Origin of the sequence: Ureibacillus sp. 179-F W5.1 NHS (genome assembly GCF_045369345.1) — a bacterium.
Classification (GTDB): domain Bacteria; phylum Bacillota; class Bacilli; order Bacillales_A; family Planococcaceae; genus Ureibacillus; species Ureibacillus halotolerans.
This window is the reverse complement of sequence record NZ_JBIQFG010000001.1, coordinates 119,425-146,206: the sequence shown is the minus strand read 5'-3', so window position 1 is coordinate 146,206 and position 26,782 is coordinate 119,425. Positions and strand designations below refer to the sequence as shown.

The window sequence follows — 26,782 nt, the reverse complement described above, 5'->3', positions numbered from 1 at the left end:
TCACATGGGTAATAGTCATATCTATACACATGAGATAGTCATTATTACAGGGATGTCCGGAGCTGGTAAGACAGTCGCAGTCCAAAGCTTTGAAGATTTAGGTTATTATTGCATTGATAATTTACCCCCTGCTCTATTAACGACTTTTTTAGCATTAATGAAAGAATCCGAACGAAACATTACACGTATTGCCGCTGTAATGGATATGCGTGGAGGAGAATTTTTCGAATCATTAATCGATGCCCTAGATTTATTGGAAAAGGAAGCATATGTTAAAACACGGGTATTGTTTTTGGATGCTGATAATGAAACCCTCGTTCGACGTTATAAAGAAACAAGAAGATCTCACCCTTTAGCTCCTCAAGGATTACCCCTCGAAGGAATTGAAAAGGAAAGAGCAATGCTTGCTGAACTAAAAGGTCGAGCAAAGTTTGTCTATAATACTTCCCATATGAAACCGAGAGAATTACGAGAACGAATTGGCAATGAGTTTTCCAATACGAACAGGCCAAAGTTCTTTATTAATGTCATGTCCTTTGGATATAAAAATGGAATTCCGATTGACGCAGATTTAGTATTCGATGTCCGTTTTTTAACGAATCCGTATTATGTGGAGGAATTACGTCCAAAGACAGGTTTACAAGAGGAAGTATCATCCTATGTATTAGCTTCTGAAGAAACACAAATGTTAATAACGAAATTAAAAGATTTGTTTGAGTTTATGATTCCGCAATATATCCATGAAGGGAAAGCACAATTAGTGATTGCTTTTGGATGTACAGGTGGTCAACATCGTTCTGTAACATTAGCTGAATATTTCGGGAAACTATTTAGCGATCATTACAAAACTGCCATTACCCACCGTGACATCAATCGCAGAAAGGATTGAAGTAATGAAAAAAAAGAGAACGAATATTGTAGTCATCGGAGGTGGAACGGGCCTTTCAACAATGTTGCGCGGATTGAAAAAATATCCCTTTGACATTACTGCAATCGTAACGGTTGCCGATGATGGAGGCTCTTCAGGTCGACTCCGTGATGACTACGATATTCCGCCACCTGGTGATATTCGCAACGTGATTGCTGCCCTTTCTGATACGGAACCGTTAGTTGAGCAAATGTTCCAGTATCGTTTTTCGCAATCCGTTGAATTAGGTGGTCATTCATTAGGAAATTTAATGCTAACAGCACTAACGGATATAACAGGAGACTTTAGTCATGCGATTGCTGAAATGAGTAAGGTCTTAAAGGTGCACGGGAAAGTAATACCAGCAGCAAATAAAAAAATTACATTGAACGCAGAACTTGTTGACGGATCTATTATTGAAGGGGAGTCTAAAATTCCATCTTCCCATCTTCCAATTAAACGGGTCTATTTAGTGCCTGAAGATGTAAAAGCGCTCCCGGAAGCGATTCGGGCGATTGAGAAGGCCGATTTTATTCTTGTAGGACCTGGAAGTTTATATACAAGTATTATTCCCAATTTATTAGTCAAAGAAATTGGAGATACTTTAGTAAAGGCAAAGGGAAAACGGATTTATATTTGCAACTTAATGACACAAAAGGGTGAAACGATTCGTTATCGTGCCACAGATCATGTTCAAGCGATTTATGATCATGTAGGAAAGCCTTGTTTAGATGCCATTTTAGTAAATGAGATTGAACTCCCCTTACCGATAAAAGAAAATTATCGAGAAGAAAATGCAGAACCAGTTCTGATTGATATAGAAAAATTAAAGAGCATGGGATTGGAAGTTATTAAAAAGGAAATCGCAACAATCCAATCTGGGGTTGTCCGCCATGAATCCAATAAAATTGCGAAATGGTTGTATGATTACACATTGAAGAGAATGTAAGTAAGCAAAACGAACTCTAGAATGGAATATATGATATGATTGTTTTCATACATAGGTAAAAGGGGGGAGAAAGATGTCATTTGCTTCCGAAACAAAAAAAGAGTTAACGCAAGTAGAGACGGATGAGCATTGCTTAAAAGCGGAAGTCTCTGCACTTATACGAATGAACGGATCATTATCCTTTACAAATAGACAGCTGAGTTTAGACGTGCAAACAGAAAATGCAGCAATTGCAAGAAGACTGTACACGATTGTTAAAAAATTATATCCATACAATGTGGAACTTTTAGTGCGAAAAAAAATGCGCTTAAAGAAAAATAATGTTTACATTTGCCGGGTTCGGGATGGTGCTCGTGAACTATTAACAGATTTAGATATTTTATCTGGGGATTTTCAATTAAATCATTCCATTTCTAGTTCGTTGTTATCAAATAAAAATCAAAAACGAGCCTATTTGCGTGGAGCGTTTTTAGCAGGTGGCTCTGTAAATAACCCCGAAACTTCTGCTTATCATCTAGAGATTTATTCTTTATATAAAGAGCATGGGGAAGCATTAGCCGATTTAATGAATCAATTTAATTTAAATGCAAAAACAATCGAACGGAAAAAGGGATTTGTCACCTATTTAAAAGAAGCTGAAAAAATTTCTGATTTTTTAGGAATTGTTGGCGCCACACAGGCGATGCTAAAGTTTGAAGATGTACGGATATTACGGGATATGCGAAACAGTGTAAACCGTATCGTCAATTGTGAAACGGCGAACTTAAACAAAACAATCGGTGCGGCTATTCGTCAAGTGGAAAACATCCGATTTATTGAAAATACGGTCGGACTTGATCAACTTCCTGAAAAGTTACGAGAAATTGCACGGCTTCGTGTTGAGTATCAAGATGTGACTTTAAAAGAACTTGGCGAGATGGTTTCCACTGGAACTGTAAGTAAATCGGGGGTAAATCATCGTTTACGTAAAATTGACGAAATAGCGGATGCTTTAAGACGCGGCGAAACGATAAAATAGTGATTGTTCAAAAAATTGTAGTAATCTAACATTGTTCTTTTTATACAATTTAGATAAGATAAAATTATATTATGTACGGTGTGAAAGGGAGTATCGATAAATGGTTGAAACCAATGTAGAAGTGAAATTGAAATCTGGTTTACAGGCAAGACAAGCTGCTTTATTTGTACAAGAAGCAAATCGTTTTAAATCAGAAGTGTATTTACAAAAAGACGAGAAAAAAGTGAATGCTAAATCCATTATGGGGATTATGAGCTTAGCAATTGCAAGAGGAACAACTGTTACACTTATCGCAGACGGTAAAGATGAACAAGAGGCTATCGACGGATTATCATCCTTAATTCAAAGAGAAGAATAACAATGAGAAAACTTGTAAACGCTCGCAACTTTAAGGGGGTGTCTCATACTTAAATGAGACGTCCCTTTTTTATAAAAAAATGGTGATAAGGAAATTCCTTATCACCATTTTGTTTCGATTATTATTTTTTAGAATCTTCGATACGAGTAATGATATTGTCAATTAAACCATATTCTTTCGCTTGTTCTGCTGTCATGAAGTTATCGCGATCTGTATCTTGAGCGATTTTTTCTAACGGTTGACCAGAACGTTCAGATAAAATTTTGTTTAATTTATCACGTAAGAAAAGAATACGTTTTGCAGCAATTTCGATTTCAGTTGCTTGCCCTTGAGCTCCACCAAGTGGTTGGTGAATCATCACTTCAGCATTTGGTAATGCGAAACGTTTACCTGGTTCACCAGCAGTAAGTAAGAATGCACCCATTGAAGCTGCCATGCCGATACAAATTGTAGAAACTTGAGGCTTAATATATTGCATTGTATCGTAAATAGCCATACCAGCTGTAATGGAGCCACCAGGTGAGTTAATATATAGGGAAATATCTTTATCTGGATCTTCTGCTGCTAAAAATAATAATTGGGCAACAATGGAGTTTGCTACATTATCATCAATAGCGCTACCAAGTAAAATGATGCGGTCTTTTAAAAGTCTTGAATAAATGTCATAGGCACGTTCACCGCGATTTGTTTGTTCGATAACTGTAGGAATTAAATTCATTGTAAATCCTCCTTAAAAAGATTTAGTCGTTTACTACGTGCTGAAGCTTTCACTTCAGCTGTACTCATATCATACACAGAATAGTCAAGGAAGGTCAAATATAAACCACTAATTGTGAATAAAATAAATTTAAAATGAAAATTACTATTATTCTATGGGGATAGTAGAGCTATAAGATGGGAATGGAAAAGGCATTCAAACCAATTTTGTGTATGAAATCATTCAGTATTTCTTTAAAAAAATTATCCCTAACTTCAATTTTATAGTTGAATTGTCTTATATACATTTGTATAATAGAAAGGTCATAAATCGACACTATGCTTTTTACTAGAAGTTCAATTTTATACTGAAAATCGTTTTAGTCGATACAAGTGACATATTAAACGTCCTCGTGGTGTAATGGATAACACAGAAGATTCCGGTTCTTCCGCTGGGGGTTCGATTCCCTCCGAGGGCGCCATTTTACTGTTTTAACTATATAATATAATACGTAATACCTTCCTGAATTTTACTAGTTTTAGCAGCCTATTAAAATTCAGAGGGAATGAAACATAAGGGATAAAATGTAATTACTGTACCAATTCATTTTATCCCTAATTCATTCTCTTTAAACTATCATTACCAATTTTTTCATATATAAATTTATGAGCGTCGATAATGGAATAATTTTAGTTTGAGGTTTGAATAAAGAAACAAGATCCGAAAGTTCAATTAGAACTCTCGGGTCTTTTTTTGTATTTGAACATTAATAAGAAATCTAAACAAAACCCCTCTTAAGTCATAAATATTCGACTTTTCTATAATAGTTTCTAGTAAAAAATAACCGATAATCTACAATTTATTTTAAGTATTTAGAAAATTAAATGTTGTATTAAAATTTTGAACTTTATATAATTGGGGATATCTAAACTTATTTTATTTTCAATTTTCTGATTATAGAATAATATGAATCACTTATTTTGAAGGAGGAATACGATGTTAAAGAAAAATTTATTTAAGCTATTGATGCCTTTTGCTGCCGCTTCACTTATTTTAGCTGCATGTGGTGCAGAAGAGAATGGAGCTTCCGGATCATCCGACTCAACAAGTACTGAAGGGGAAACAACGAAACTAGTAGTAGGTACAGATGCTGCCTATGCTCCTTTCGAATCCTTTGACAATAGTGGGAATATTGTCGGTATTGATATTGATATTGTGAAAGCAATAGGGGAAGAAATTGGAGTAGAGTTTGAAATTAATAACGTTGGATGGGAGCCGTTATTCCAACAAATAACAAATGGAGAAATTGATTTAGGTATTTCTGCGATTACAATAACGGATGAGCGGAAAGAAACTTATGATTTCACAGAACCGTATTATGAGGCTACCCAATTAATCGTCACAAAAGAAGATTCGGATATTACTAAACTTGATGATTTAAAAGATAAAAAAATCGGTGTACAAATTAATACGACTGGTCATTACGCAGCCCAAGATCTACAAGGGAAAACAAGCACGAATATTTTACCTTACGAAACAACGCCAATTGCGATTCAAGAAGTGATTAATGGTACTGTAGATGCGGCTATTGGAGATAACGCCGTCATTCTTGAATATATTAAAAACAACCCAGATTCGAAATTAAAAGCGATCGAGGATGATAGTTTTGAAAAAGAATATTACGGGTTAATGGTGAAAAAGGGAAATACAGAAGTGCTTGAACAATTAAATGAAGGCCTTCAAAAAATTAAAGAGAATGGTAAATTGGCTGAAATTACAGGTCAAGAGCTGGATTAATTAGTTGGAGGTGTTTCAGATGAACTTCTTAGATATGCGGTGGGATATTGTCTGGGACTACCGTGAGTTTTTTATAAATGGTTTATGGGTGACGATTATTTTAACGATATGCGGTTATTTAGGAGGTATCGTACTAGGGTTATTACTAGGGTTAGGTAAAACGTCTAAAAAAAGATGGGTTTATTGGCCTTGTAAAATTTATGTAGATCTTTTCCGTGGAACGCCAATGTTAGTTCAAATATTAATCATTCATTTAGCATTTATACCCGCGGTTTTCGGTCAATCCTTTGGTTTTTTGGTTTCCGGTATAACAGCCCTCATTTTAAATAGTGCCGCTTATAATGCAGAAATTATCCGTGCCGGGATTGAATCGATTGATAAAGGTCAAATGGAAGCTGCCCGCTCCCTTGGATTAACGGAACGCCAAGCGATGCGGAAAATTATATTACCTCAAGCCTTTCGTCGAATGATTCCACCATTAGGTAATGAATTTATTGCATTATTAAAGGATTCTTCCCTTGTAACGGTTATTGCTGCGAATGATATTTTATATGCAGCGAAAGTGGTAGCAGGCGCTTACCAACGTTTCTGGGAACCTTACTTAGTGGCAGCAATTATGTATTTAATTTTAACGTATGCTGTAGCGAAACTAATTGCATATGTTGAGAGACGGTTTAGTATCCATTACAATCCGCGGAAAAAACGAGAGGAGCGGATTGCATCATGATAAAAGTAGAAAATTTACACAAAGCTTACGGAAAATTAGAAGTATTAAAGGGAATTAACTATGAAGTCTATGAAAAGGAAGTAGTTTGTGTAATCGGTCCATCGGGTTCTGGTAAAAGTACGTTTTTAAGATGTATCAATTTATTAGAGGAAATTACCGATGGCGCGATTTATATTAATGGGGTTATGGTCAATGATCCGAAAACGAACATAAACGAAATACGAACGGAAGTCGGAATGGTATTTCAACAGTTTAATTTATTTCCCCATATGACAGTGATTGAAAATATTACGATGGCGCCAATGCTCATACGTAAAATGGACAAAAAGGATGGGGAAAACCTTGCCTTGGAACTATTAGATAAAGTAGGTTTAAAGGAAAAGGCGTACAATTATCCTGAACAGCTTTCCGGTGGGCAACAACAGCGGGTAGCCATTGCGCGGGCCCTCGCGATGAAACCGAAAGTGATGTTGTTTGATGAACCAACATCTGCCCTTGACCCTGAAATGGTAAAGGAAGTATTAGATGTGATGAAACAATTAGCCGTTGAAGGAATGACGATGGTTGTTGTCACCCATGAAATGGGCTTTGCCCGAGAAGTGGCGGATCGGGTCGTGTTTATGGATGGTGGGTATATTGTGGAACAAGGAAATCCTGAAGAATTATTTAGTCGTCCTCAAAATGAACGAACGAAAGCCTTTTTAGGAAAAGTATTATAAATGAAAACAAATCCATTTGATGATGCCATCAAATGGATTTGTTTATTTTAGTTTGGCATATCTTTTGCTTTATCTGCTTGCCCGTACATATTTAACATCGTTTGCATATCTTGTGATGAAAGTTGTGGTACTTGGTAGTAACCATTTTTGTTTTGGTAAAGAGATAATTCGTATGCCATTTCGATACAGTTTTGGATAGAGTCTTGTAATACACGACGTACTACTGGGTTTGTTGATTCAAGGGCTGCCGTTGTTTTACCAGTTGCCCCCATTTTATGACAGTTTAATAAGAAGCCTGAAATAATACCGTCATTGATTTCGTTTGCAGAAGTCATCGGTTTTTTCGGTTGGCCAGGTGTTAAACCGTATTTTGTATCGTTACCCATTTGCATTTTGTAAGAACGAGTAGGGTGACTTGGATCTTGTCCTGTTTTGAAACATTCAGCCGTAATATTGTACTCGTCTAACATGAAGGCATATTGTCTATCCAAAATATTTAGAAGTTCTTGGTCTTGTACGTGAGGACGGAAGAAGATAAATGTGTTCATTGCACCAATGGAAGCACTTAGAACTTCATGAACGTCTAACACTTCATGGGCACCATGGTTCATCGAAAGTGGCATATTTCCTTGCATTGCTTGAGATTCATTCATGAATTGATTTTCCATAAATTTTTTCCTCCCAGAATTTAGTGTACAAATTGTACGACATTAGTTTGTGTAAGTTACAATTTGATTATTCAGCTCATTTTTGTAATGCTATAAACAGTTGAACGAATGTGGAGGAAAAGAAAGATGAAAATCAATTTTTATAGTCGACCAAATTGTTTATTATGTGAAGAAGGTTTGCTTACATTAAAGCTTGTCCAAGAAGATATGGATTTTGATATTGAGGTTATTAATATAGAAGAAAATGAACAATTGCATGAAAAATATATGTTGATGATTCCAGTCGTTGAAAAAGATGATCAAATTATACAATATGGAAATTTAGACTATGTTACCCTTTATGAGGCACTTCATCGTTAAAATGAAGTGCTTTGAAAAAAATGGTTGAAATCATTTGTAGATTTTTATAGAAAATTGTATACTTTACGTAGAATATTTTTTTACCCTATGTGGGACGAAAAATATTTAGTGGGACAAAATCTACCCAACTGGAGGTGTGTTTTCATAAAACATGATCCTTATAAGTTAGTTCAGCAACTTATTCCTGAGCTTTCCACAATCTTTCCTTTAAGGTATCGAATACTTCAAATCATTGCAGTATCGGGACCTGTTGGAAGGAGAACGATATTAGATACATTAGATGTTTCAGAACGAACTGTTCGGAATGAAACGACATTGCTGATGAATCAAAATTTAATTGAAACGTCCCAAAAGGGAATGATATGTACCGAAAAGGGATATGAAGCTTTAGAAAATTTAAAAGAAGTTTTCCAAGAACTTTCCGGTTTAAGCTTAAAAGAGAAAAAACTTGCCCAATTGTTAGGGATAGAAAAAGTTATCATCGTCCCTGGAGATGTTGATGCGGATGAAAGTATTAAGCAACATTTAGGAAAAGAAGCAGCTCTCTATTTAACAAACATTGCTAAAAAGGAGCAGAAGGTTGCCATAACGGGCGGTAGCACAATTGCATCACTACCGAAGTTTTTGTCACCGACAAAAACGCTCAGCACGTTAACCTTTGTCGCTGCACGGGGTAGTTTTGGGAATCAAATGAATTTACAAGCTAATACCCTAGTTTCCCAATTTGCTTCGAAATGTGGTGCGGACTTCCGCACATTGTATTTGCCAGAAAATTTAAGTGAAGCAGCCTACGCAACGATGAGCGAAGAGCCCGTTGTAAAAGAAGTGCTTGATTTGTATGAACATATTGATATTGTCATCCATGGAATCGGTACGGCAAAAGATATGGCGAACCGACGTCATTCCAGCGAAGAAATACTCAATTTGTTAAAGGAAAAAAATGCGATTGGCGAAGCCTTTGGTTATTATTTTGATGAGTTTGGTGAAGTAATATACCGAATAAATACGATTGGCATTCAGCTAAACGAAGTGAAAAATAGTCCGCAAATTATCGCTGTGGCAGGAGGCTCGATGAAAGCGAAAGCGATTCAAGCCTACTTTAAAAATGCAGCAAAGCAAACGACGTTAATTACGGACGAAGGTGCTGCAAATGAAATGTTACAAAGTTCAACGAATGAACTTTCCTTATAGCAAGTAAATCACGGATAAATAAGTTTTATTTAGGCTAAACTTTTAAAGGCCTTAAGAAATATTATAAATAAATTTTTTATTTGGAGGAATTTGATATGGCAATCAGAATTGCAATTAACGGGTTTGGACGTATTGGTAGATTAGTTTTTCGTGAGGCAATTCAATCGAATGAATTTGAAGTTGTTGCTGTAAATGACTTATCAGATGCTCATCAACTGGCTCATCTTTTAAAATTTGACTCAGTTCACGGTATATATAACGGAGAAGTACAATCAGAAGATAATGCGTTCATCGTCGATGGTAAAAGAGTAAAAGTTCTTTCTGAAAAAGACCCTGCGAATTTACCATGGGGTGAGCTAGATATCGATGTAGTAATTGAATCTACTGGTAGATTCCGTTCAATGGAAGAAGTTTCATTACACGTGCAAGCTGGTGCGAAAAAAGCGATTTTATCTGCTCCTGCAAAAGGCGACATGCCAACTTATGTAATGGGCGTTAACCATACGGAATATGATCCAAGTCAAAATGTCATTTCCAATGCATCTTGTACAACAAACTGTTTATCACCTGTTGCGAAAGTATTGGATGAAAAATTCGGCATTAAACGCGGCTTGATGACAACAATTCACTCTTATACAAATGACCAACGTATTTTAGACTTCCCACATAGTGACCCAAGACGTGCCCGTGCAGGTGCTGTATCAATGATTCCAACAACTACTGGTGCTGCCGTAGCGGTTGCGAAAGTTTTACCGCAATTAAAAGGGAAATTAGATGGTTTCTCTATGCGTGTACCAACACCTAACGTATCTTGTGTGGACCTAGTGGCTGAGTTAAATACAACTGTAACACCAGAAGATGTTAATAATGCGTTAAAAGAAGCAGCAAGCGGTGAGCTAAAAGGTATTCTTGACTATAACGAATTACCTTTAGTTTCAATCGACTACAACGGTAACCGTCATTCTTCAACTGTGGATGGATTATCTACTATGGTATTAGATAATAATATGATTAAAGTACTTGCATGGTACGACAATGAAATTGGATATTCTAATCGACTATTAGATTTATCTAAATACATTACACAACAATAAAGAATAGGTTTAATGTGTCATACTTTTTAAAAATATGTGGCATATTTGCCTTGTAGTATATAAAAAGTATAGCCTTTATAATTATTACCATTTATAATAATGGGGGGTAAAAAGCGATGGAGTAAACTACCCATCGCTTTTTTTTCGAAGGTTAGACGTACATTTCACGTCGTAAGGTAAAGGATATATTGTTTATCTTACTTATAAAAAGCAGTTTTAAATACCATAGGAAATCGATTCTCGATTGATTTGAAGGAGGCTTCTTCCATGTTTTTAAAGAAGACAATGAATGATGTAGAAGTAAAGGGAAAACGAGTATTTGTACGTGTGGATTTCAACGTTCCGATGGAGAATGGCGAAATTACAGATGATACACGTATACGCGCGGCAATCCCAACGATCCAACAATTAGTAAATTCAGGAGCAAAAGTTATTTTAGCTTCCCATTTAGGCAGACCAAAGGGTGAAGTGAAAGAAGAGTTACGCCTAACAGCAGTTGGACACCATTTATCGAAACTAATTGGACAACCGGTTATTAAATTAGACGAGTCCATTGGGGAAGAAGTAGAAACAACGGTTGGAAACATGAAAGAAGGCGATATCGTCCTATTAGAAAACGTTCGTTTCCATAAAGGTGAAGAGAAAAATGATGAAGAATTATCTAAATCCTTCGCTAAATTAGCTGACATTTATGTCAATGATGCCTTTGGCGCTGCCCACCGTGCCCATGCATCAACAGAAGGAATTGCGAAATACATTCCTGCAGTATCTGGCTTATTAATGGAAAAAGAATTAGATGTATTAGGGAAGGCTTTATCGAATCCTGAAAGACCGTTTACTGCCATTATCGGTGGCGCAAAGGTTAAGGACAAAATCGGGGTTATTGAAAATCTATTAGATAAAGTAGACCATTTAATTATCGGTGGAGGACTTTCTTTCACATTTACAAAAGCTCAAGGATATTCCATCGGTAAATCCTTATTGGAAGAAGATAAAATTGAGTTAGCCCAAGGATTCATCGCAAAGGCAAAAGAAAAAGGTGTACAACTTCATATGCCAATTGATACTGTTGTAGCGAATGAATTTTCAAAAGATGCCCAAACGAAAGTTGTTTCGATCGAAGACATTCCAGAAGACTGGATGGGTCTGGATATTGGTCCGAAAACAGCAGAACGTTATGCAGAAATTATTAAACAATCTAAGCTAATCATTTGGAATGGTCCTATGGGTGTGTTTGAAATGGACAAATTTGCAAATGGTACAAAAACAGTAGCACAAGCAATGTCTGAAACAGAAGGCTACACAATTATTGGTGGTGGCGATTCTGCAGCTGCGGTAGAAAAATTCGAAGTAGCCGATCAAATGGATCATATTTCAACTGGTGGCGGCGCTTCACTTGAGTTAATGGAAGGGAAACAACTTCCAGGAATCGTAGCATTAAACGATAAATAAAAATGCTTATGGCGGTACATTAAAAGTAGTCGCCAGAGCGGAAATTTAAGGAGGCATTTTCATGCGCAAACCGATCATCGCAGGGAACTGGAAAATGTATAAAAGTTTTGATGAGGCAGTGGAATTCGCAGAGGCAGTACGTGAACAAGTTCCTTCTGAAGACAAAGTAGATGCAGTAATTTGTGCTCCAGCTCTTTATTTACCAACGTTAGTTGATGTAGCAACGGAAACGGATTTAGCAATCGGTGCCCAAAACATGCATTTTGAAAATGAAGGTGCTTTTACAGGGGAAATTAGTCCTTCCCAACTAGCATCCATTAATGTAGACTACGTCATCTTAGGGCATTCCGAACGTCGTGAGTATTTCAACGAAACGGATGAAGCGGTAAATAAAAAAGTTCGAGCAGCATTAATCAACGGGATTGTACCGATTATTTGTTGCGGAGAAACATTGGAAGAGCGAGAGTCTGGTCAAACAGAAGAGAAAGTTTCGATACAAGTTACCGCTGCCCTTGAAGGCTTTACTCCTGAAGAAGTAAAACATATGGTCATTGCCTATGAACCAATTTGGGCAATTGGCACAGGGAAAACTGCAACAGCAGATGATGCGAATCATGTTTGCGGTAAAATTCGTGAAGTCGTTGAAGGGTTATACGGCCAAGAAGCTGCGGAAAGTATTCGCATTCAATATGGTGGTAGTGTAAAACCAGAAAACATTGATGAATTATTATCGAAGGAACATATCGATGGAGCCCTTGTTGGTGGAGCAAGCTTAAAAGTAGATTCTTATTTAAAATTATTGGAGGCGGCAGTCAATGCCTAAACAACCAGTTGCATTAATTATTTTAGACGGTTTCGCATTTCGCGATGAGACCTTCGGAAATGCGGTCGCTCAAAGTAAAAAACCGAATTTTGATCGATACTGGTCCCAATTTCCCCACTCAACATTAACAGCTAGTGGGGAAGCTGTCGGTTTACCGGATGGTCAAATGGGAAATTCTGAAGTAGGTCACTTAAACATCGGTGCGGGCCGAATCGTATATCAAAGTTTAACGAGAATCCATAAATCAATCCGTGAAGGTGACTTTTATAAAAACGAAAAATTTTTAGCTGCGGTCGAACATGCAAAAGCGAATAATTCGAAACTACATTTAATGGGACTTCTTTCTGATGGTGGTGTTCATAGTCACTATGAGCATTTATTTGCTTTATTAAAATTAGCAAAGGCCAATGGTTTAGAAGAAGTGTACGTTCACGGTTTCTTAGATGGCCGGGATGTGGGACCAACTACAGCCATTGACTATATCGAAGAAACAGAAAAGCAAATGAATGAAATTGGTGTCGGAAAATTTGCTTCTATTCATGGCCGCTATTATGCAATGGATAGAGACAAACGTTGGGAACGGGTTCAATTAACGTATAACGCATTAGTAGATGGCATCGGTCAAACGGCCGTATCGGCTAAAATCGGTGTGGAATCATCCTATTCCCGTGATGTCGTAGACGAGTTTGTTATTCCTTTTGTCATTACGGAAGAAGGGAAACCGGTTGCGACAGTTGATACAAACGATGCGGTCGTATTTTTCAATTTTAGACCGGACCGGGCAATTCAGTTATCAACAGTGTTTACGAACGATCAATTTATCGGCTTTAAATTATCTGAGAAACATCCGACAAATTTAAAATTCGTTACGTTTACCCACTATAGTCACGATGTAAAGGCAGATGTAGCGTTTGAAAATGTAGATCTAGTCAATACTGTCGGTGAAGTCATTGCAAGGGAAGGTTTAACGCAGCTTCGTATTGCAGAAACTGAAAAATATCCCCATGTCACATTTTTTATGAGTGGGGGAAGGGAAGAAAAATTCCCAGGAGAGGAAAGAATTTTAATCGCCTCCCCTAAGGTTGCTACATATGATTTAAAACCAGAAATGAGTGCATATGAAGTAACAGATGCCTTATTAGAGTCCATTCGTGAAGATAAGTTTGATGCGATTATTTTAAACTATGCAAATCCAGATATGGTCGGCCATAGCGGTATGCTTGAACCGACGATTAAAGCAATTGAAGCAGTGGATGAATGTTTAGGAAAAGTAGTTGACGCAATACTAGCTAAAGGTGGAGCGGCAATTATTACGGCTGACCACGGTAATTCCGATGAAGTCGTGACGATTGAAGGAGAACCGATGACAGCCCATACAACAAATCCTGTACCGGTTATTGTCACAAAACAAAATATAGTGATTAGAGATGGAGGCATTTTAGCCGACCTAGCTCCAACTATGTTAAAATTGTTAGGTATCAAACAACCACAAGAAATGACAGGTAAACCACTATTTGACTTTATTCAGTAAGCAGTCACACTATCCGGCAAAGTTTCTTGCCGAGATCAAATTGATTAAGTGAGGAGAATTGATTATGCCATTTATTACACAAGTTTATGCTCGAGAAGTTTTAGATTCCCGTGGTAACCCAACAATTGAGGTAGAAGTATTTACTGAATCAGGTGCCTTTGGTCGTGCGATCGTGCCATCTGGTGCTTCCACAGGAGAATATGAAGCAGTTGAATTACGCGACGGTGACAAATCTCGTTATCTTGGTAAAGGTGTATTAAAAGCAGTAGAAAACGTTAATACAATTATCGCGGAAGAGTTAGAAGGTAATTACTCTGTTCTTGATCAAGTTGTGATCGACAAAGCTTTAATCGAACTTGACGGTACTGAAAATAAAGGGAAATTAGGTGCGAACGCAATCCTTGGTGTATCTTTAGCGGTTGCCCACGCTGCTGCAGACTACTTAGATGTTCCTTTATATCAATACCTTGGCGGCGTCAATGCAAAACAACTGCCAGTACCTATGATGAACATTTTAAATGGTGGTGCCCATGCCGATAACAATGTGGACATTCAAGAATTCATGGTGATGCCTGTAGGTGCAGAAAGTTTCCGTCATGCCCTTCGAATCGGTGCTGAAATTTTCCATAGCTTAAAAGCGGTATTAAAAGACAAAGGTTACAATACAGCTGTTGGTGACGAAGGTGGATTTGCGCCAAACTTAGGTTCAAATGAAGAAGCAATTACAGTTATTTTAGAAGCAATTGAAAAAGCTGGTTACAAACCAGGAGAAGAAGTACGTTTAGCAATGGACGTAGCATCTTCTGAACTTTTCAATAAAGAAGATGGGAAATACCATTTAGCTGGTGAAGGTGTTGTGAAAACATCTGAAGAAATGGTGGAATGGTATGAAGAGTTAACTTCTAAATACCCAATCATTTCAATTGAAGATGGTTTAGATGAAAATGACTGGAAAGGTCATAAATTATTAACAGAACGTATCGGCAACCGTGTTCAACTAGTTGGGGACGATTTATTTGTTACAAATACAAAAAAATTAGCTCAAGGTATTGAACAAGGAGTAGGAAATTCTATCCTTATTAAAGTAAACCAAATCGGTACGTTAACAGAAACATTTGATGCGATTGAAATGGCAAAACGCGCTGGTTATACAGCAGTTATTTCTCACCGCTCTGGTGAATCAGAAGACGCTACAATTGCAGATATTGCCGTTGCAACAAATGCAGGTCAAATTAAAACAGGTGCTCCGTCCCGTACAGACCGTGTAGCGAAATACAACCAACTTCTTCGTATTGAAGACCAACTTGGTGTAACAGCTCAATTCCTTGGATTAAAATCTTTCTACAACTTAAAATAATGAACATGCTGGTGTCTTTTAAAGACGCCAGCATTTTTTTATCGTTCAAAGAATTTTATAGTTTTATTCCTACTATTTTATCTATCACTTCATTGCCTAAACCTTCAAAAATCCGCTTAAACCTTCGTCATTCAACGTTTTTCGCCAACTGTTTTCTATTATCTTTCTACCTTTATAAAAATTAAAAAATATTTTTTAGTTTTTTGTCATATTTTCATAATGTAGAGAATATAAACATATTAGAGAAAAATAATGCGATTGTGAGGGGAATGTGGAGTGGTAAAACGATAAGAAGGGTAGATTTCAAATGCATAAGAAACCATTGAAGCAACGAATATTGGAAAGTTCATTATTGTTATTTCAAGAGAAGGGGTACCATGGCGTTACTGTAGATCAAATTGTGGAACAAGCTGGTACTTCAAAGGGAGGGTTTTACCACAATTTTAAATCAAAGGATGAATTACTTTATGAAATTCATGATGTCTTTATTTCCTATGTCATTGAAAAGGCACAGGAATCATATAATCTAAATGCCACTCCAATCACCCGGTTAAGCGGTATATTGCAATCTTTCGTAAAAGTATTTGATCTGTATAAACCGTATATAACGGTTTTTTACGAGGAAAGTGCTTATTTACAAGATGTGTATAAAACGGTTATTAATGACAAACGCGACCGTTATCGCAAAATAATTGAAAGCGTTATCAAAGAGGGGCAAGAAGGCGGTGACTTTCGAAGGGAAATTCCAACGAACATCGCAGCATTGTCCATTATCGGGATGATTAACTGGACGTACAAATGGTATAAATCCGATGGTCCGTTAACGATGGAACAAATTACAGACATCTTTAAAGATTTAATCTTCCATTCGTTAGCAACGGAACAAGGATTTCAAGAAGCACGTAAGTTAAACGAGTTGAACATGGCAACAGGGGTATCAAATAAATAAACCAACTAGTCGGTCTATTTTTTTATAATGCTGAAACCGACTAGTCGGTATTAGGGGGAGAAAAGGATGAATTTTGAATTAACAAAAGAACAATTAATGATACGAGACATGGTACGGGAATTTGCAGAAAAGGAAATTGCACCGTACGCACGAAAATTAGACGAAACATCTTCTTTCCGTGTAGAAAGCTTTAAAAAAATGGGAGAGCTCGGCTTATTAGGTATTCCGTTTCCTGAGGAATATGGCGGTTCTGGTGGAGATACAATTTCCTATGCGATTGCGGTTGAAGAAATCGGAAAAGCATGTGGTGGGACAGGATTAAGTTATGCTGCTGCCATTAGTTTAGGTGCTTCACCAATTTACTACTTTGGAACAGAGGAACAAAAACAAGAATGGCTAGTACCGATGGCGCAAGGGAAAACGTTAGGATCCTTTGGTTTAACGGAGCCAAATGCTGGATCGGACGCAGGAGGAACTAGAACAAAAGCGGTGTTGGAAGGCGACGAATACGTCATTAACGGCGAAAAATGTTGGATTACGAATGCTGGATACGCTCGACAAGTCATTGTTACAGCGGTTACGGGAGAAAGAGAAGACGGCAAGAAAATTATTACGTCCATTATTGTTCCGACAGAAACACCAGGTGTCAAAATTAATTGTAACTATGACAAAATGGGGGTTCGTGCTTCCAACACATGTGAAATTGTACTCGAAAATGTACGGGTACCGAAGGAAAATGTGTTAGGTGACGAAAAACGAGGATTTAGTCAGTTTTTAAGCACGTTGGACGGTGGTCGTATTTCCATTGCGGCATTATCCGTTGGGATTGCTCAAGCTGCCTACGAAAAGGCATTGCAATACGCAAAGGAAAGACAGCAATTTGGAACATCCATTTCAAAATTCCAAGCGATCCAATTTAAATTAGCAGATATGGCGATGGAAATTGAATTAGCGCGGAATTTAGTTTACAAAGCAGCTTGGTTAAAAGATAATAAAAAACCTTTCGGCAAAGAAGCGGCAATGGCGAAATTATTTGCCTCTGAAATGGGCTTTAGAGTTTGTAATCAAGCGATTCAAATCCATGGTGGATATGGCTATATGAAAGAATATGATGTGGAACGTCATTTACGGGATATTAAACTAATGGAAATTGGGGAAGGAACGTCCGAAATTCAACGTCTTGTCATTTCAAGATTAATAGGTTGCTAGCATATGAAATAAGGAACGATGAGGAGGAGTTTAATGGCAGATTTAGTTTATCAAACGATTGGTCAGTTGTTAGAAGAAAAAGCACGGCTCTATCCGAATGATGAAGCACTTGTTTATGCTGACCGGGATTTACGATTAACGTATAAAGAGTTGGACGCCCTTTGTGATCAAGTGGCAAAAGGCTTAATGGCATTAGGCATTGAAAAAGGGGAACATATCGCCGTTTGGACAACAAATACACCGGAATGGGTAAGCCTTCAGTTTGGAACAGGGAAAATGGGGGCACCCCTTGTGACAGTGAATACGAATTATCGTTCGACGGAACTGGAGTATTTGCTAAAACAATCGGATTCGACAACCCTCATTTTAATCGAACAACTAAAAGATCATCGTTTCATTGATACGATTTATGAACTATGTCCGGAACTAGCCCATTGTAAACCAGGGGAACTGGAATCAAAACGGTTACCGAAATTAAAAAATGTCATTGTATTAGGGGATCATTCCTACGATGGTGTTTACAATTGGTCAGACATTTTAAATGCCGCATCGCTTATTTCGGATGAGCAGCTAGCAGAGCGAAAAGCAAGCCTCCATTATGAGGATGTCATTAATATTCAGTACACTTCCGGAACAACTGGTTTTCCAAAGGGGGTTATGTTAACCCACTCGAATTTAATTAATAATGCCGTGAACATTGCCGAATGTATGAAATTAACGAATGAAGACCGTCTATGTATTCCAGTACCTTTCTTCCATTGTTTCGGTTGTGTTATTGGAACATTAGCCATTGTTAGTTGTGGTGGAACAATGGTACCTGTACAAGAGTACAATCCAGAAGTTGTTTTACAAACGGTGGAAAAGGAAAAATGTACTGCACTGCATGGTGTACCAACGATGTTCATTAGTGAATTGAATTTACCGAATTTTTCGGATTATGACCTGTCATCGTTACGTACAGGGGTAATGGCAGGCTCCAATTGCCCAGTCGAAGTGATGAAAGCGGTTATTCAAAAAATGGGCATGAAGGATGTCACAATCTGCTACGGTCAAACGGAATCTTCACCTGTGATTACCCAAACGAGGGCAGATGATCCATTTGACTTAAAAGTGGAAACGGTCGGTCGAGCATTGCCAAATGTTGAAGTGAAAATTGTAGATCCGATTACGAATGAAGAAGTGCCTCCGAATACACAAGGCGAGCTTTGTACTCGCGGCTACCATGTAATGAAAGGATACTATAACAATCCGGATGCAACGGAGGAAGCAATCGATGCCGATAATTGGTTGCATACAGGGGATATTGCCACAATGGATGAAAATGGTTACGTCCGTATTACCGGTCGTCTAAAGGACATGATTATTCGTGGTGGAGAAAATATTTATCCGCGGGAAATTGAAGAGTTTCTTTATACATTGCCAAAAATTTTAGACGTGCAAGTGGTCGGGGTTCCAGATGAAAAATATGGTGAAGAAGCAGCTGCCTTCATTATTTTACGTCCAGGTGAAACAGCGACGGAAGAAGAGATTCGGGATTATTGTCATAATAAAATTTCCAAACATAAAATTCCGAAATACATTCTCTTTATCGATAGCTATCCAATGACAGCTTCCGGAAAAATACAAAAATATAAGCTAAGAGAGCAGTTTACTGAACTTGTTAAATAATGAGAGGTGAAGCGAATGATTTCGAAAATTTTAATTGCCAATCGTGGTGAAATTGCACGAAGAATTATTCGAACGTGTCAAAAGATGAACATTCAAACAGTTGCCGTTTATTCAGAAGCAGATGCCAACGCCCTTCATGTGAAAGAAGCAGATGAAGCTTTTGAAATTGGGAAACCGCCTGTTGCTTTAAGCTATTTAAATATCGAAAAAATCATAGAAGTGGCAAAGGAAACGAAGGCTGATGCGATTCATCCTGGATATGGCTTGTTATCAGAAAACGCCCAATTTGCAAAACGTTGTGAAGAGGAAGGCATTCGCTTTATTGGTCCGAAGGCTGAAGTGATTGCTTCGATGGGCAGTAAATTGGAAGCGCGGAAAACGATGCAAAAGGCAGGGGTTCCAATTATCGAAGGAATCGATGTGCCGTTAGAAAACATCGAAGAAGCGAAGGAGATTGCAAATAAAATTGGATTTCCGATTATGTTGAAGGCTTCTGCTGGTGGTGGCGGCATCGGGATGCAACGAATCGATCGGGAAGAGGAATTGGAAAAAGCCTTTGAAGGAAATAAAAAAAGGGCGGAATCATTTTTCGGAGACGGCACGATGTATATCGAAAAACTGATTGAAAATCCTCACCATGTGGAAGTTCAAATTATCGCCGATAGCCATGGCAATGTAGTGCCCCTTTTTGAGCGGGAATGTTCTGTACAACGACGCAATCAAAAGGTTGTTGAAGAGGCGCCATCCCCATTTATCTCTGTAGCAACGAGGGGGAAAATGTTGGACGCGGCAGTACAGGCGGCAAAACATATCGGCTATACAAATGCAGGAACGATTGAGTTTTTAGTCGATGGAGACGAAAACTTCTATTTCTTAGAAATGAATACGAGATTACAAGTGGAACACCCGGTAACAGAAGAAATTACAAAACTAGATTTAGTCGAATGGCAAATTCATGTTGCAAATAACAAGCCATTATCCTTTTCGCGGGAATCTATTAAACAACACGGTCATGCTATTGAAGTACGTATTTATGCGGAAAATCCGAAAACGTTCTTCCCATCGCCGGGAACGATTACGGAATTGCAACTTCCGGAAGGGGAAGGCATTCGTCATGAAATGGCGGTTGAATCAGGGGCAGTCGTTACACCTTTCTATGATCCGATGATTGGGAAGTTAGTTGTCTGGGGCGAGACGAGAGATATCACGGTAAGGCGACTAACGGATGCATTGCAACAGTATAAAGTGATAGGGATTGAAACGAATATTCCAATGTTGTTAGAAGTCGTTTGCCAGCAACCGTTTATTGATGGAATGACGACGACAAGTTTTGTAAACGATTATTATTTACCGCAAATACAGAATGTAAAGAATTAAAAATGGGAGAGGCTTCTAGGAAAACTTAGAAGCCTTGATATGAAAAATTTGGAGGGATTATTTATGACAACAGTAAAAGCAAGTATGGCAGGTACGGTTTGGAAAATCATCGTGACGGAAGGGGAAGAAGTAAAAGCAGGGCAAGATGTGGCCATTTTAGAATCGATGAAAATGGAAATTCCGATTACAGCTGAAGTAGACGGGAAAGTGAAAAAAATTCTTGCCCATGAAGGCGATTTTATTAATGTCGACGATGATATTTTAGAACTGGAATAAGGAGGTTTACAGATGAACCTTCCTCAAAACGTCGTTCTTAAAGAAGTAGGGCCTAGGGATGGGTTACAAAATGAAAAAGGTTTAATTGAAACGAAGGATAAAATTCAATGGATTGATCAGTTAAGTCAATCGGGATTGAACTATATTGAAGTCTCATCCTTCGTCCATCCAAAATGGATTCCCCAACTGGCAGATGCTGGGGAAGTGCTAAAGTCGATTAAACGTCAAAAGGACGTTACATACGCAGCCCTTATTCCGAATATCCAAGGGCTCATGCGTGCCCTTGAAGTAGGGATTGATGAGGCAAGTGTCTTTATGTCAGCAAGTGAAAGTCATAATCAAAGCAATATTAATAAAACGATCGATGCGACATTTCCCGTGTTAAAGGAAGTCGTGGAAGAAGCGAAAAAAGCAAATTTAACCGTTCGAGGTTATGTATCGACGGTTATCGGTTGTCCTTTTGAAGGGCCGATTGCACCGGAAAAAGTGTTAAGAGTCGTGGAGGCCCTTTTAGAAATGGGGGTAACGGAAGTTTCCTTAGGGGATACGATTGGTGTTGCGGTCCCAACACAAGTGGAACAATTATTAACTCTTTTATTCAACCATTACTCTCCAAGCCTCTTTGCGATGCATTTCCATGATACGCGGGGAACGGCCATTGCCAACATTGTGAAATCCCTTGAAATGGGGATCACGACCTTTGATAGTTCTGTCGGTGGACTTGGTGGATGCCCATATGCAAAGGGAGCAACGGGAAATGTGGCGACAGAAGATGTGCTTTATTTACTTTCAGAAATGGGCATCGAAACAGGGGTACAAATGGAATCAATTATAAATGCCGGATTTTTCATCGAACAAAAAATAGGAAGAAATCTAGTATCAAAACAAATGGAGATTGCTAGAAAGGAAAGGGGGTAAGCAGATGACGCTCGTTCAATTCAAAACGATTGAACATGGCATTGGAATTATTACGTTAAATCGAAAAGAAGCGGCCAATGCGATGTCCGTTCAATTACTTACAGAATTACAGGAGACGTTACATGAAATTCATTACAACCCTCAAATTCGTGTCGTGTTATTAACCGGGGATGGAGAGAAAGCATTTTGCGCGGGTGCAGATTTAAAAGAGCGAAAAGGGATGAATGAGCACCAAGTAAAAGAAGTCGTGTCCTCAATTGGCAGTACGGTGAACCAAGTGGAAGCATTACCCCAACCAGTCATTGCTGTGTTAAATGGCGTTGCCTTCGGTGGCGGTTTGGAATTAGCTTTAGCTTGTGATCTGCGCATTGCGGCAAGCCACGTGAAAATGGGCTTAACGGAAACATCCCTCGGCATTATTCCTGGAGCAGGGGGAACTCAACGTTTACCTCGTTTAATCGGAATTGGAAAAGCAAAGGAACTCATTTATACAGCTAGAAGAATCGATGCGAAGGAAGCTTACGAAATCGGGTTAGTGGAGCATGTGGTAGAGCACGAACAATTAATGGATAAAGCGATACATCTTGCTTTAGAGATGGGGAAAAATGCTCCTCTTTCACTCATTCAAGCAAAAACAGCGATTAATAAAGGGCTGGAAGTCGATTTAATGACCGGATTACAAATTGAATCTTTAGCCTATGATCGATTACTCCATACAGAAGATCGATTAGAAGGATTATTGGCGTTCCAAGAAAAACGTCAACCACAATATTCTGGAAAATAACCGAGCAACAAATAAGGGGGAACGGATATGAGTGATATTATTATCGAAAATAGACATGGCCAATTAAAAGAGACAATTCACCAAGGTGGTCAACAAAAATATCATGAAAAAAATGCAGAACAAGGAAAATTATTTGTTCGAGATCGATTGAGATTATTGTTTGATGATGATTTACAAGTGGAAGACGGCGCCTTTGCGAACTGTATGGCAGGGGATTTACCAGCCGATGGAGTTGTAACAGGTATTGGGAAAATCCTCGGGCGTACCGTTTGTGTCATGGCAAATGACTCAACGGTAAAAGCAGGTTCTTGGGGAAAACGAACAGTCGAAAAAATTATTCGTATTCAAGAAACGGCTGAAAAGTTAGCCTGTCCCCTTATTTATTTAGTCGATTCAGCAGGGGCACGGATTACCGATCAAATTGAAATGTTCCCTGGAAGAAGAGGAGCTGGGCGCATTTTTTATAATCAAGTAAAATTATCCGGGAAAATCCCGCAAATTTGCTTATTATTCGGTCCTTCAGCTGCTGGTGGGGCGTACATCCCAGCCTTTTGTGATATTGTCGTCATGGTCGAAGGAAATGCATCGATGTATTTAGGGTCCCCTCGTATGGCGGAAATGGTTATCGGAGAGAAAGTCGACTTAGAAACGATGGGCGGCGCAAAAATGCACTGTTCCATTTCCGGTTGTGGGGATGTGTTAGCGAAAACGGAGCAAGAAGCAATCGACTATGCTCGTAACTATTTAAGCTACTTCCCAAACAATTATCGGGAAAAAACAGCAGTGGCAGAACCGAAGCGTCCGGCTAATTTTGAAAAATCAATCGCAGATATTATCCCGGAAAATCAAAATGTTCCTTTTAATATGTACGATGTCATCGATCGCATTATTGACGAAGGTTCGTTTTGTGAAGTAAAGAAATTATTCGCGGCGGAAATCATTACTGGTCTAGCTCGAATGGATGGGCAAGTTGTTGGTATTATTGCGAACCAGCCTCGCGTAAAAGGTGGCGTTTTATTCCACGATTCAGCCGATAAAGCAGCGAAATTTATTAATTTATGTGATGCCTTCCATATTCCACTCGTCTTTTTAGCGGATGTACCAGGCTTTATGATTGGTACACAAGTTGAAAAAGCGGGCATCATTCGCCACGGGGCTAAAATGATTTTTGCCATGAGTGAGGCGACCGTACCGAAAATGACGGTCATTGTACGGAAAGCATATGGTGCAGGGCTTTATGCAATGGCAGGTCCAGCATTTGAACCGGATTGCTGTATCGCCCTAACGACAGCTCAAATTGCTGTCATGGGACCAGAGGCAGCTGTTAATGCTGTATACGCGAACAAAATTGCCCAATTACCGAAGGAAGAACAAGCGGCCTTTATTCAAGAAAAACGAGATGAATATAAAGAAGAAATCGATGTCTATCGTCTTGCTTCCGAATTAATTATTGATGATGTCATTGAACCGAACCAATTACGAGAAGCGTTAACAACAAGATTACAAGCTTATATGTCAAAATATTTACTGTTCTCCGAGCGCAAACACGGAGTAAGCCCAGTATAAATGTAAAAGAGCTGTTTCAGAAAGTTGTCATACTTTCTGCTAACAGCCTTTTTTATTCCTAATTTTTCTGATTTTTCCACAAATTTCAGTTCAAATAACCGTAGTATATTATAATCTGGATAGGGTTGATAAAGAGGCTTCGAAGGAGTATTATCCCTCATCCCATTTATTTTTTATCTTGCTATTTAAAAGGCGAGTATTATAATAGAATTCAAGTTAAAGGTAGGTGGAGGTTTAGCAACCGAAACCTAGATTGGCAAAAGAGGGAAACCTCTATTCAAAAGGGGGAGTACTGTGCTTAAAGTTTATTCAATTATGGTGTTAACGATGTTTCTTTGGGGGATTAATGTATCCCTTTTAAAATTGCTCCTTGTAGAAATCCCTCCGTTGGTTATGCAAGGAACACGTATTTTCATTGCTGGAGTAACACTGTTTCTTATTTTACTCGTAATGAAAAAGAAAATGATTTATAAAGAAATGCCATGGAAGTTCCTTTTATTAGTGAGTTTACTAGGGGTCATTGCCCACCATTCATTACTAGCGACCGGATTATTCGAAACGACTGCCATCAAGTCCTCGCTTATATTAGGTTTAGCACCGTTAATTACCGCGATTATTGCTGTAGCGACAAGGTCGACTTCACTAACGGTGTTACGTTTCATTGGATTTGTGATCGGGTTTATCGGGATAATGGTTGCGGTTGTCGATGACATGTCAGCTGTTACGAATCTGGTTGCAGGTGATTTTTATGTATTAGCTTCGATTATTGTTCAAGCTTTTAGTTTTTTCATCATTCGTCGGATTACGTTAACGATACCACCGCTCGTTGTAACGGCTTATATGTTAACGTTTGGCTCCCTTTTCTCATTTTGTTTAGTGTGTTGACGACACCGAAAGGATTTATTCGTTTTGCCGAGATCGATATGACATTATGGGGAATCTTTTTATTTTCTGCTATTTTTGCGACAGCAGTAGGGCATAGTTTATTTAATTCGATGATTAAACGAATCGGTACTGCCGAAACGGCCATTTTTAATAATTTAAGTACGATTTTCGCTTTAATCGCATCTGTCCTTATTTTAGGGGAAGAAATTCACGTTTCTCAAATTATCGGATGTTTCCTTATTGTGATCGGTGTTTTAATTGGCACTGGTGGGGTAGAAGAATGGTTGAAAAAAAGAAAACAACAGAACGTCGCCGAAACTTTTAGTGAAAAGGCCACATCATCGTCATAACAAAAAGGGTGGAGATGATTTCCACCCTTTCTTTGTGTTGATTTAATTTGTTTTTTCTTCTTCCTTCGCCATTTTCGAAGCCCTTGAACTCCAATAAGTGGCTAAAATTGGTCCGGAAATGTTGTGCCAGAAACTAAAGATGGCACTCGGTACGGCAGAAACCGGATTAAAGTGGGCCATAGCTAATTGGGCGCCTAAACCGGAATTTTGCATTCCCACTTCGATGGAAATCGCTTTTTTGTCTTCGTATTTCATTTTGAATAGTTTGCCAATTAAATAGCCAAATAAATAACCAAGCCCGTTATGGAGAATGACTACTGCGAAAATAAGTAGCCCCGTTTCTAAAATTTTGTCGCGGCTACCACTTACGACAGCAGCAACAATTAATACAATCGCAATAACCGAAACAGTCGGTAAAATGTCTACACTTTTTGCCACAAGTGGTTTAAAGACGAATTGAGCAATAATCCCTAAAATAATCGGAATTAAGACAACTTGTACAACCGACATAAACATAGCTGAGAATGATACCGGTAACCATTCACTAGCGAGTAAATAAATTAAAGCAGGTGTGACTAATGGTGCTAATAATGTTGTAAAGGAAGTAATCGTAACAGATAAGGCCGTATTTCCTTTCGATAAGAACGTCATAACGTTGGAAGATGTACCTCCAGGACAACAACCGACTAAAATGACTCCAACGGCAACTTCCGGTTGTAGTTGGAATAGTTTGGCTAAAGCAAAAGCTAAGGATGGCATAATAACGAACTGGGACACAATCCCAATTAATACCCCTTTTGGTTCCTTCATAATGAGTTTAAAATCTTCAACTTTTAACGTCATCCCCATCCCAAACATGACAATGCCGAGTAATGGCGTTATATAATTACCAAGCCATGTAAAATTATTTGGCATCCAAAGGGCTAATCCGGCAGCTACTAAAACCCAAAGGGCAAAAGTATTTCCGGCAAATTTCCCAATTTTTTGTAAAGCGTTCATATTCGTGTTACCCCTTTTCTATTGAATGGGTATCATTCTAAAAGAATATTTTCGTAATTACAATAAAATTCTGAAAAATAAGAATAATCGTCGTTAAGTGAGAAAAAAAGTATAAAAATGTAGAATAAAAGAGAAAAAATGATAGAAATCAGT

General features: G+C 38.2%; 27 protein-coding genes and 1 tRNA gene. 25 read left to right on the top strand and 3 right to left on the bottom strand.

The annotated features are described in order from the left end of the window. Positions 1-4: 4 nt before the first annotated feature. The 4 genes from rapZ to ACH0B5_RS00725 all read left to right on the top strand — a co-directional run bounded on the left by rapZ (position 5) and on the right by ACH0B5_RS00725 (position 3,232). Positions 5-889, top strand: a complete 885-nt coding sequence (rapZ, locus tag ACH0B5_RS00740) for an RNase adapter RapZ (protein ID WP_122970824.1) — start codon at positions 5-7, stop codon at positions 887-889. A gap of 4 nt (positions 890-893) precedes the next feature. Beyond that, entirely contained in the window at positions 894-1,856 is a 963-nt protein-coding gene (locus ACH0B5_RS00735) for a gluconeogenesis factor YvcK family protein (protein ID WP_406927270.1), read from the top strand. Positions 1,857-1,929: 73 nt separating this feature from the next. Beyond that, positions 1,930-2,874 (top strand): DNA-binding protein WhiA, encoded by a 945-nt coding sequence (whiA, locus tag ACH0B5_RS00730; protein ID WP_122970822.1) that lies wholly within the window; start codon positions 1,930-1,932, stop codon positions 2,872-2,874. Positions 2,875-2,974: 100 nt separating this feature from the next. Next, positions 2,975-3,232, top strand: a complete 258-nt coding sequence (locus ACH0B5_RS00725; protein ID WP_122970821.1) for an HPr family phosphocarrier protein — start codon at positions 2,975-2,977, stop codon at positions 3,230-3,232. A 121-nt stretch (positions 3,233-3,353) separates the two neighbouring features. Here the strand turns inward: ACH0B5_RS00725 and clpP are convergent, their stop codons facing one another. Then, complete coding sequence (gene clpP, locus ACH0B5_RS00720) at positions 3,354-3,950, bottom strand: ATP-dependent Clp endopeptidase proteolytic subunit ClpP (protein WP_122970820.1); 597 nt, start codon at positions 3,948-3,950, stop codon at positions 3,354-3,356. Positions 3,951-4,335: 385 nt separating this feature from the next. Here clpP and ACH0B5_RS00715 point away from each other — a divergent pair. From ACH0B5_RS00715 to ACH0B5_RS00700, 4 genes are all read left to right on the top strand, one after another. Then, a tRNA-Arg gene (locus ACH0B5_RS00715) sits at positions 4,336-4,410 on the top strand. A 515-nt stretch (positions 4,411-4,925) separates the two neighbouring features. Next, positions 4,926-5,726, top strand: a complete 801-nt coding sequence (locus tag ACH0B5_RS00710; protein ID WP_122970819.1) for a basic amino acid ABC transporter substrate-binding protein — start codon at positions 4,926-4,928, stop codon at positions 5,724-5,726. A gap of 19 nt (positions 5,727-5,745) precedes the next feature. Beyond that, the gene (locus ACH0B5_RS00705; RefSeq protein WP_122970818.1) at positions 5,746-6,453 is read left to right on the top strand and encodes an amino acid ABC transporter permease; all 708 of its coding nucleotides are present in this window, start codon (positions 5,746-5,748) and stop codon (positions 6,451-6,453) included. Continuing rightward, positions 6,450-7,172, top strand: a complete 723-nt coding sequence (locus ACH0B5_RS00700; RefSeq protein ID WP_341362601.1) for an amino acid ABC transporter ATP-binding protein — start codon at positions 6,450-6,452, stop codon at positions 7,170-7,172. Before ACH0B5_RS00705 ends, ACH0B5_RS00700 begins: the two co-directional genes overlap by 4 nt. A 47-nt stretch (positions 7,173-7,219) precedes the next feature. On the opposite strand, the gene ACH0B5_RS00695 is transcribed toward ACH0B5_RS00700, so the two are convergent. Further along, positions 7,220-7,840: a spore coat protein gene (locus tag ACH0B5_RS00695; RefSeq protein WP_174232638.1), complete on the bottom strand. Its 621-nt coding sequence runs from the start codon at positions 7,838-7,840 to the stop codon at positions 7,220-7,222. A 126-nt stretch (positions 7,841-7,966) separates the two neighbouring features. Between ACH0B5_RS00695 and ACH0B5_RS00690 the strand changes: the two genes are divergently transcribed. The 17 genes from ACH0B5_RS00690 (at position 7,967) to ACH0B5_RS00610 (ending at position 25,630) form a co-directional block, all read left to right on the top strand. Further along, positions 7,967-8,200, top strand: coding sequence for a glutaredoxin family protein (locus ACH0B5_RS00690; RefSeq protein WP_122970816.1), 234 nt, complete (start codon positions 7,967-7,969; stop codon positions 8,198-8,200). Positions 8,201-8,308: 108 nt separating this feature from the next. After that, positions 8,309-9,391, top strand: a complete 1,083-nt coding sequence (locus ACH0B5_RS00685) for a sugar-binding transcriptional regulator (protein ID WP_241559261.1) — start codon at positions 8,309-8,311, stop codon at positions 9,389-9,391. Between the two features lie 95 nt (positions 9,392-9,486). Beyond that, positions 9,487-10,485 (top strand): type I glyceraldehyde-3-phosphate dehydrogenase, encoded by a 999-nt coding sequence (gene gap / locus ACH0B5_RS00680; RefSeq protein WP_122970814.1) that lies wholly within the window; start codon positions 9,487-9,489, stop codon positions 10,483-10,485. 267 nt (positions 10,486-10,752) lie between these two features. Beyond that, positions 10,753-11,937: a phosphoglycerate kinase gene (locus ACH0B5_RS00675; protein ID WP_406927269.1), complete on the top strand. Its 1,185-nt coding sequence runs from the start codon at positions 10,753-10,755 to the stop codon at positions 11,935-11,937. Between the two features lie 61 nt (positions 11,938-11,998). Beyond that, positions 11,999-12,760, top strand: coding sequence for a triose-phosphate isomerase (gene tpiA / locus ACH0B5_RS00670; protein WP_406927268.1), 762 nt, complete (start codon positions 11,999-12,001; stop codon positions 12,758-12,760). Further along, a complete protein-coding gene (gene gpmI / locus ACH0B5_RS00665; RefSeq protein ID WP_341362599.1) occupies positions 12,753-14,291 on the top strand; it encodes a 2,3-bisphosphoglycerate-independent phosphoglycerate mutase in 1,539 nt (512 codons plus the stop codon). The genes tpiA and gpmI overlap by 8 nt, the downstream gene beginning before the upstream one ends. A 64-nt stretch (positions 14,292-14,355) precedes the next feature. Beyond that, positions 14,356-15,648 carry a phosphopyruvate hydratase gene (gene eno, locus ACH0B5_RS00660; protein ID WP_122970810.1) on the top strand — a complete coding sequence of 431 codons (1,293 nt, stop codon included), beginning with the start codon at positions 14,356-14,358 and terminating at the stop codon, positions 15,646-15,648. Between the two features lie 307 nt (positions 15,649-15,955). After that, on the top strand, positions 15,956-16,597 hold the full coding sequence (locus ACH0B5_RS00655) for a TetR/AcrR family transcriptional regulator (protein WP_341362598.1): 642 nt from the start codon (positions 15,956-15,958) through the stop codon (positions 16,595-16,597). 66 nt (positions 16,598-16,663) lie between these two features. Beyond that, the gene (locus ACH0B5_RS00650) at positions 16,664-17,806 is read left to right on the top strand and encodes an acyl-CoA dehydrogenase (protein ID WP_341362597.1); all 1,143 of its coding nucleotides are present in this window, start codon (positions 16,664-16,666) and stop codon (positions 17,804-17,806) included. Between the two features lie 33 nt (positions 17,807-17,839). Further along, a complete protein-coding gene (locus ACH0B5_RS00645; RefSeq protein WP_122970807.1) occupies positions 17,840-19,474 on the top strand; it encodes an AMP-binding protein in 1,635 nt (544 codons plus the stop codon). 15 nt (positions 19,475-19,489) lie between these two features. After that, positions 19,490-20,851: an acetyl-CoA carboxylase biotin carboxylase subunit gene (locus ACH0B5_RS00640; RefSeq protein ID WP_406927267.1), complete on the top strand. Its 1,362-nt coding sequence runs from the start codon at positions 19,490-19,492 to the stop codon at positions 20,849-20,851. Between the two features lie 63 nt (positions 20,852-20,914). Further along, complete coding sequence (locus ACH0B5_RS00635; protein WP_406927266.1) at positions 20,915-21,127, top strand: acetyl-CoA carboxylase biotin carboxyl carrier protein subunit; 213 nt, start codon at positions 20,915-20,917, stop codon at positions 21,125-21,127. Positions 21,128-21,139: 12 nt separating this feature from the next. Next, on the top strand, positions 21,140-22,045 hold the full coding sequence (locus ACH0B5_RS00630; protein WP_406927265.1) for a hydroxymethylglutaryl-CoA lyase: 906 nt from the start codon (positions 21,140-21,142) through the stop codon (positions 22,043-22,045). 4 nt (positions 22,046-22,049) lie between these two features. Continuing rightward, on the top strand, positions 22,050-22,829 hold the full coding sequence (locus ACH0B5_RS00625; protein ID WP_406927264.1) for an enoyl-CoA hydratase: 780 nt from the start codon (positions 22,050-22,052) through the stop codon (positions 22,827-22,829). A 27-nt stretch (positions 22,830-22,856) separates the two neighbouring features. Then, positions 22,857-24,395 carry an acyl-CoA carboxylase subunit beta gene (locus ACH0B5_RS00620; protein ID WP_406927263.1) on the top strand — a complete coding sequence of 513 codons (1,539 nt, stop codon included), beginning with the start codon at positions 22,857-22,859 and terminating at the stop codon, positions 24,393-24,395. Between the two features lie 294 nt (positions 24,396-24,689). After that, positions 24,690-25,280: a DMT family transporter gene (locus tag ACH0B5_RS00615; RefSeq protein ID WP_406927262.1), complete on the top strand. Its 591-nt coding sequence runs from the start codon at positions 24,690-24,692 to the stop codon at positions 25,278-25,280. Then, positions 25,277-25,630: a DMT family transporter gene (locus ACH0B5_RS00610; protein WP_406927261.1), complete on the top strand. Its 354-nt coding sequence runs from the start codon at positions 25,277-25,279 to the stop codon at positions 25,628-25,630. Before ACH0B5_RS00615 ends, ACH0B5_RS00610 begins: the two co-directional genes overlap by 4 nt. 42 nt (positions 25,631-25,672) lie before the next feature. Here the strand turns inward: ACH0B5_RS00610 and ACH0B5_RS00605 are convergent, their stop codons facing one another. After that, positions 25,673-26,629, bottom strand: coding sequence for a bile acid:sodium symporter family protein (locus tag ACH0B5_RS00605; protein WP_341362591.1), 957 nt, complete (start codon positions 26,627-26,629; stop codon positions 25,673-25,675). Between the last annotated feature and the right edge of the window lie 153 nt (positions 26,630-26,782).

Excerpts from the sequence above, each read along its gene's own strand:
- rapZ (WP_122970824.1), top strand. The coding sequence starts at position 5 with ATGGGTAATAGTCATATCTATACACATGAGATAGTCATTATTACAGGG.
- ACH0B5_RS00735 (WP_406927270.1), top strand. The coding sequence starts at position 894 with ATGAAAAAAAAGAGAACGAATATTGTAGTCATCGGAGGTGGAACGGGC.
- whiA (WP_122970822.1), top strand. The coding sequence starts at position 1,930 with ATGTCATTTGCTTCCGAAACAAAAAAAGAGTTAACGCAAGTAGAGACG.
- ACH0B5_RS00725 (WP_122970821.1), top strand. The coding sequence starts at position 2,975 with ATGGTTGAAACCAATGTAGAAGTGAAATTGAAATCTGGTTTACAGGCA.
- clpP (WP_122970820.1), bottom strand. The coding sequence starts at position 3,950 with ATGAATTTAATTCCTACAGTTATCGAACAAACAAATCGCGGTGAACGT.
- ACH0B5_RS00710 (WP_122970819.1), top strand. The coding sequence starts at position 4,926 with ATGTTAAAGAAAAATTTATTTAAGCTATTGATGCCTTTTGCTGCCGCT.
- ACH0B5_RS00705 (WP_122970818.1), top strand. The coding sequence starts at position 5,746 with ATGAACTTCTTAGATATGCGGTGGGATATTGTCTGGGACTACCGTGAG.
- ACH0B5_RS00700 (WP_341362601.1), top strand. The coding sequence starts at position 6,450 with ATGATAAAAGTAGAAAATTTACACAAAGCTTACGGAAAATTAGAAGTA.
- ACH0B5_RS00695 (WP_174232638.1), bottom strand. The coding sequence starts at position 7,840 with ATGGAAAATCAATTCATGAATGAATCTCAAGCAATGCAAGGAAATATG.
- ACH0B5_RS00690 (WP_122970816.1), top strand. The coding sequence starts at position 7,967 with ATGAAAATCAATTTTTATAGTCGACCAAATTGTTTATTATGTGAAGAA.
- gap (WP_122970814.1), top strand. The coding sequence starts at position 9,487 with ATGGCAATCAGAATTGCAATTAACGGGTTTGGACGTATTGGTAGATTA.
- ACH0B5_RS00675 (WP_406927269.1), top strand. The coding sequence starts at position 10,753 with ATGTTTTTAAAGAAGACAATGAATGATGTAGAAGTAAAGGGAAAACGA.
- tpiA (WP_406927268.1), top strand. The coding sequence starts at position 11,999 with ATGCGCAAACCGATCATCGCAGGGAACTGGAAAATGTATAAAAGTTTT.
- gpmI (WP_341362599.1), top strand. The coding sequence starts at position 12,753 with ATGCCTAAACAACCAGTTGCATTAATTATTTTAGACGGTTTCGCATTT.
- eno (WP_122970810.1), top strand. The coding sequence starts at position 14,356 with ATGCCATTTATTACACAAGTTTATGCTCGAGAAGTTTTAGATTCCCGT.
- ACH0B5_RS00655 (WP_341362598.1), top strand. The coding sequence starts at position 15,956 with ATGCATAAGAAACCATTGAAGCAACGAATATTGGAAAGTTCATTATTG.
- ACH0B5_RS00650 (WP_341362597.1), top strand. The coding sequence starts at position 16,664 with ATGAATTTTGAATTAACAAAAGAACAATTAATGATACGAGACATGGTA.
- ACH0B5_RS00645 (WP_122970807.1), top strand. The coding sequence starts at position 17,840 with ATGGCAGATTTAGTTTATCAAACGATTGGTCAGTTGTTAGAAGAAAAA.
- ACH0B5_RS00640 (WP_406927267.1), top strand. The coding sequence starts at position 19,490 with ATGATTTCGAAAATTTTAATTGCCAATCGTGGTGAAATTGCACGAAGA.
- ACH0B5_RS00635 (WP_406927266.1), top strand. The coding sequence starts at position 20,915 with ATGACAACAGTAAAAGCAAGTATGGCAGGTACGGTTTGGAAAATCATC.
- ACH0B5_RS00630 (WP_406927265.1), top strand. The coding sequence starts at position 21,140 with ATGAACCTTCCTCAAAACGTCGTTCTTAAAGAAGTAGGGCCTAGGGAT.
- ACH0B5_RS00625 (WP_406927264.1), top strand. The coding sequence starts at position 22,050 with ATGACGCTCGTTCAATTCAAAACGATTGAACATGGCATTGGAATTATT.
- ACH0B5_RS00620 (WP_406927263.1), top strand. The coding sequence starts at position 22,857 with ATGAGTGATATTATTATCGAAAATAGACATGGCCAATTAAAAGAGACA.
- ACH0B5_RS00605 (WP_341362591.1), bottom strand. The coding sequence starts at position 26,629 with ATGAACGCTTTACAAAAAATTGGGAAATTTGCCGGAAATACTTTTGCC.